6 protein-coding genes and 1 pseudogene are annotated in these 4609 nt (G+C 70.1%); all 7 read right to left on the bottom strand.

Going from position 1 to position 4609, the window contains the following annotated elements; translation table 11 throughout:
* Positions 1-321, bottom strand: a pseudogene (locus VLJ82_RS03270) (F0F1 ATP synthase subunit B); the annotation flags it as partial.
* A 2-nt stretch (positions 322-323) separates the two neighbouring features.
* On the bottom strand, positions 324-527 hold the full coding sequence (gene atpE, locus VLJ82_RS03265; protein WP_408661889.1) for an ATP synthase F0 subunit C: 204 nt from the start codon (positions 525-527) through the stop codon (positions 324-326).
* Positions 528-611: 84 nt separating this feature from the next.
* A complete protein-coding gene (atpB, locus tag VLJ82_RS03260; RefSeq protein WP_408661888.1) occupies positions 612-1430 on the bottom strand; it encodes a F0F1 ATP synthase subunit A in 819 nt (272 codons plus the stop codon).
* Entirely contained in the window at positions 1427-1771 is a 345-nt protein-coding gene (locus VLJ82_RS03255) for a hypothetical protein (RefSeq protein WP_408661887.1), read from the bottom strand. The genes atpB and VLJ82_RS03255 overlap by 4 nt, the downstream gene beginning before the upstream one ends.
* A gap of 46 nt (positions 1772-1817) precedes the next feature.
* On the bottom strand, positions 1818-2261 hold the full coding sequence (locus VLJ82_RS03250) for a hypothetical protein (RefSeq protein WP_408661886.1): 444 nt from the start codon (positions 2259-2261) through the stop codon (positions 1818-1820).
* The gene (locus VLJ82_RS03245) at positions 2258-3376 is read right to left on the bottom strand and encodes a glycosyltransferase family 4 protein (protein ID WP_408661885.1); all 1119 of its coding nucleotides are present in this window, start codon (positions 3374-3376) and stop codon (positions 2258-2260) included. The genes VLJ82_RS03250 and VLJ82_RS03245 overlap by 4 nt, the downstream gene beginning before the upstream one ends.
* A 20-nt stretch (positions 3377-3396) precedes the next feature.
* Positions 3397-4609 (bottom strand): serine hydroxymethyltransferase (glyA, locus tag VLJ82_RS03240; RefSeq protein ID WP_408661884.1); only part of this gene is annotated, 1213 nt, incomplete at its 5' end.

Below are 4609 nucleotides of genomic sequence, written 5' to 3'. Positions count from 1 at the left end.
GGCCTCGACGATCTCGGCCCGCTGCGCCTGCGCCTCGGTCCGGATGCGCCCGGCCTCGTCACGCGCCTCGGCGAGCTGGCGCTCGTACTGCTGCTTGAGCTGCGCCGCCTCGTCCCGGTCCTTCTGGGCCTGGGCGATCGCACCCTCGATCGACTCCGCGCGGTCGTGGAACGTCTTCTCGAAGACCGGGAAGACCTTCGCCCGCAGGAAGAGGAAGAGCAGCGTGAAGGCGATGATGCCGACGATGAGCTCGCCGGTGTGCGGGAGGAGCGGACTCGGCTCCTCCCCCGCGGCCAGCACGACGGACAGGTTGGTGCTCATCGCTAGAGGGCGAACGCGAGGCCGATGCCGATGATGGCAAGTGCCTCAGCGAGCGCGAAGCCCAGGATGGCGATGCTCTGGAGCACGCCGCGCGCCTCCGGCTGACGCGCCACGCCGCTGATGTACGCGGCGAAGATCAGGCCGATGCCGATGCCGGGGCCGATTGCCGCCAGGCCGTAGCCAACCATGTTGAGCGAGCCACCCATGAGGGTTTCCTTTCGTTTCTCGGCCGGCGTGGCCGATCGGGAATTCGTGTGCGCAGGTGCGCGGTGGTGCAGGTGGAGCCGAACTCAGTGCTCGGAGGCCAGCGCCCCGGAGATGTACTGCGCCGTCAGCAGGGTGAAGACGTATGCCTGCAGCAGCGCCACCACGATCTCGAGGAAGCCGATGGCCACCCCCAGGGCGAAGGCGAGCACGCCGGCGGGCTTGAGCACCACCGAGCCGGTGGCGTGGATGAGCAGGTAGGCCCCGCCGGTGGAGAACAGGATGAGCAGCAGGTGGCCGGCGAACATGTTCGCGAACAGACGCAGCGACAGGGTCACCGGCCGGATCAGGATGTTGGACAGGAACTCCAGCGGGATCAGCAGCGGCAGGATCCAGACCGGCACGCCCGAGGGCACCGTGGCGTGCTTGAGGTAGCCGAAGAAGCCCTTGTGCATGACCCCGACGCCGTTGTAGATCAGCCACACCAGCACGGCCAGGCCGTAGGCGAAGCTGACCCGCGAGAACGGCGCGAAGGTGAGCAGCGGGACGATGCCGAACAGGTTGTTGACCACGACGAAGAAGAAGATCGAGACCAGCAGCGGGACGTAGCGGCGGTATTCCTTGCTGCCGATGATGTCCTGGGCGATGCCGTTGCGGACGAAGTTGTAGGCCTGCTCGCCGAGGAACTGGCTCTTGGTCGGCACCACGGCGCCGCGCCGGGAGGTCATCGCCAGGAACAGGTAGGCCACCACGGCGCCGAGCACCAGCAGCAGCGACGCCTTGGTCAGCAGGACCTGGTAGCCGTGCTCTCCCCAGGAGTTGCCTGTGAAATCCGGCAGAAAGAAGTCAATGGGCCCAGGCGCGTGAAATCCTTCGGCTGCCAGGACTAGGCCGGTGTGGCTCACGCAGTCTCTCCTCGGTCATCACTATCTGGCCGCGTTGTTCGGGCTGCTTCGTCGTCAGACGTCGTCCGGTCGTGGGCGATACGGTGCTCTGTCGGTGTGCTGCTTGCCGGGCGGTGTTCAGCTTTGGGCGCCTTGAGGCGCAGTTGGGCGAACACCAGATACATCCCGAAACCGGCCCCGACCAGAATGCCGACGGGAATCCAGAACTCGGCATGCAACCAGATGCTCAGCAGCCAGCCCACGAACCCGTAGAACAGCACTCCGGCTACAAGATAGCCGAAGGCCGCCCACGGATCTGCGCCCCCCTGTTGTGGGGCGTTCGGGCCTGGCGGACTGTTCATTTGTAAGGGAATGCTAACAGGCCCTCAGGAGTGCTCCTGCACCACCTCAGGGTTGCTCGCGCACCACCCAGGAGGCCAGCAGCTCACCGCCGAGCCAGATCACCAGCCCGCTGAACAGGCCCACCGCGACCGCCAGGCCGTCCACCACCTCGGGGCTGGCGGCGACCAGCACCAGTGCCAGCGCGACCACGGTGGTGAGGTAGCTCAGCAGCGCCACCGGCAGCGTCAGGCTCGGCGCGTACCGGCCGACCAGGCGGATGTTGAACGCTCCGAACTCGAAGGCCGCCGCCACCAGCACCAGCCCGCCGACGAAGCTCACGCCGGCCCGCAGCCCGGCCGCCGAGACCAGGCCGAAGCCGATCAGGCCGAGCACGGCGACCGCGGCCAGCACCAGCCAGCGCAGCGTCCGGGCCGCCGTCCGGACCGGGGCCGGGAGCCGGGTCGCGACCGGCGGCCGGCGCGAAGCCGGGGCAGGCGGGGTCGGGGTCACAGCCGGGCGGACCGCAGCCGCGGGATGGCGGTCACCAGCAGGCCGGCGGTGAGCAGCGCCGCCACCACCGCCAGCACCAGCCACGGCCCGCTGCTGAACGACATCGCCACCGCGCCGAAGGCCAGCACCGCCGACCAGAAGTACATCAGCAGGACGGCCCGGCGGTGGCTGTGGCCGAGGTCCATCAGCCGGTGGTGCAGGTGCTCCTTGTCCGGCGCGAACGGCGACTGGCCACGGGACAGCCGGCGGATGACCGCCAGCAGCAGGTCGAACAGCGGCAGCGCCAGCACTGCCAGCGGCAGGATCAGCGGCAGGTACAGCGGCAGCGCGCCCTTGATGCCCAGCGACTGCGGGTCGGCCTGCGAGGAGGCGGTGGTCGCCCCGGCCGACAGCAGCAGCCCGATCAGCATGGCGCCCGAGTCGCCCATGAAGATCCGGGCGGCGGCGAAGTTGTGCGGCAGGAACCCCACACAGGCGCCCACCAGGCCGGCGCAGATCAGCGTCGGGGCCAGCGCGATGTCGGTGTTGCCGATCTGGGCCAGGTGGTAGCTGTAGCCGAAGAAGGCGATCCCCTGGATGGCGGTGATGCCGGCCGCCAGCCCGTCCAGGCCGTCGATGAAGTTGATCGCGTTGACGGTCAGCACGGTGAGCAGGATGGTCAGCTCCACGCTGGCGTCGCGGTCCAGCGGGATGGTGCCGATGTCGCCCCACGGCACGTAGACGTAGAGCAGCTGGATGCCGCCGACGATCGACATCACCGCGGCCGCCGAGACCTGGCCGGCGAACTTGGTCAGCGAGTCCAGCTCGTAGCGGTCGTCGAGCACGCCCAGCGCGCAGATGATCAGGCCGCCGGCCAGCACCCCGGCGATCTCGCTGCCGTTGGCGAAGGTGGCGCGCAGGGTGGGCAGGGCGTGTGCGACCAGCATCGCCACCGCGAAGCCGGCCAGCAGCGCGACTCCGCCGAGCCGCGGGGTGTCCACGGCGTGCACGTCACGGTCGCGGGGCTTGGCCACCGCTCCCCACCGGGTGGCGATCTGGCGGGCCAGCGGGGTGCACAGGAACGTCCCCAGGGCGGCGACCAGGCCGACCAGCGCGTACTCCAGGGACGGGTGCATGTACTACCGGCCAGCCGTCCTCAGCTGTGCGGGTAGGCCGGGTGCGCGGCGACCAGCGAGCTGACCTCGCCCCGGATCTCGGCGTGCACCGACGCGTCGTCGCTGGTCACCGCCCGGCCGATCAGTCGGGCGATCTGGGCCATCTGCGGCTCGGTCATGCCCTGGGTGGTCACCGACGGGGTGCCGACCCGGACCCCGGAGGCGATCGACGGCGGCGCCGGGTCGTTGGGAATGGCGTTCTTGTTCAGCACGATGCCCGCGGCGTCGCAGCGTGCCTCGGCGTCCTTGCCGCTGACCCCGAGGCCCTGCAGGTCCAGCAGCGCCAGGTGGGTGTCGGTGCCGCCGGTGACCGGGCGCATGCCCGCCTCGGCCAGCCCCGCGGTCAGCGCCCGGGCGTTGCTGATCACCTGCCGGGCGTAGGTCTGATACTCCGGCGTCGCGCACTCGGCGAGGTTGACCGCCTTGGCCGCGATCGCGTGCATCAGCGGTCCGCCCTGCATCATCGGGAACACCGCCTTGTCGAGCTTGGCGGCGTGCTCGGCCTTGCACACCAGCGCACCGCCGCGCGGGCCGCGCAGCACCTTGTGGGTGGTGAAGGTGACCACGTCGGCGTACGGCACCGGCGACGGGATCGCCTTGCCCGCCACCAGGCCGATGAAGTGCGCGGCGTCCACCATCAGCAGCGCGCCCACCTCGTCGGCGATCTCGCGGAACGCGGCGAAGTCGATCAGCCGGGGAATCGCCGAACCGCCGCAGATGATCATCTTGGGGCGGTGCTCGCGGGCCAGGTCGCGGGCCTGGTCGTAGTCGATGTCCTCGGTCTGCGGGTGCACGCCGTAGTGCACCGCGCTGAACCACTTGCCCGAGAAGCTGACCTTGGTGCCGTGCGTCAGGTGGCCGCCGTGCGGCAGGGACATCGCCAGCACCGTGTCACCGGGCTGCAGGAAGGCGCCGTACACCGCGATGTTCGCGCTGGCGCCCGAGTGCGGCTGCAGGTTGGCGTGCTCGGCGCCGAACAGCGCCTTGGCCCGGTCGATGCCGATCTGCTCGGCCCGGTCGACCACCTCGCAGCCGCCGTAGTACCGCCTGCCGGGATAGCCCTCGGCGTACTTGTTGCTCAGCGTGCTGCCGAGCGCGGCCAGCACCGCCGGCGAGGTGAAGTTCTCGCTCGCGATCAGCTGCAGGCCGCCGCGCAGCCGGTCCAGCTCGTCCAGCACCACGCCGGCGATCTCG

This window comes from Jatrophihabitans sp., assembly GCF_035474675.1.
Taxonomy (GTDB): domain Bacteria; phylum Actinomycetota; class Actinomycetes; order Mycobacteriales; family Jatrophihabitantaceae; genus Jatrophihabitans_A.
Note: the sequence above shows the minus strand (reverse complement) of the source record. Positions and strands in the feature narration are given on the sequence as shown.

What these genes read in the sequence shown, in the direction of transcription:
- VLJ82_RS03255 (WP_408661887.1), bottom strand. Translation starts at nt 1,771, where the DNA reads ATGAACAGTCCGCCAGGCCCGAACGCCCCACAACAGGGGGGCGCAGAT.
- atpE (WP_408661889.1), bottom strand. Translation starts at nt 527, where the DNA reads ATGGGTGGCTCGCTCAACATGGTTGGCTACGGCCTGGCGGCAATCGGC.
- VLJ82_RS03245 (WP_408661885.1), bottom strand. Translation starts at nt 3,376, where the DNA reads ATGCACCCGTCCCTGGAGTACGCGCTGGTCGGCCTGGTCGCCGCCCTG.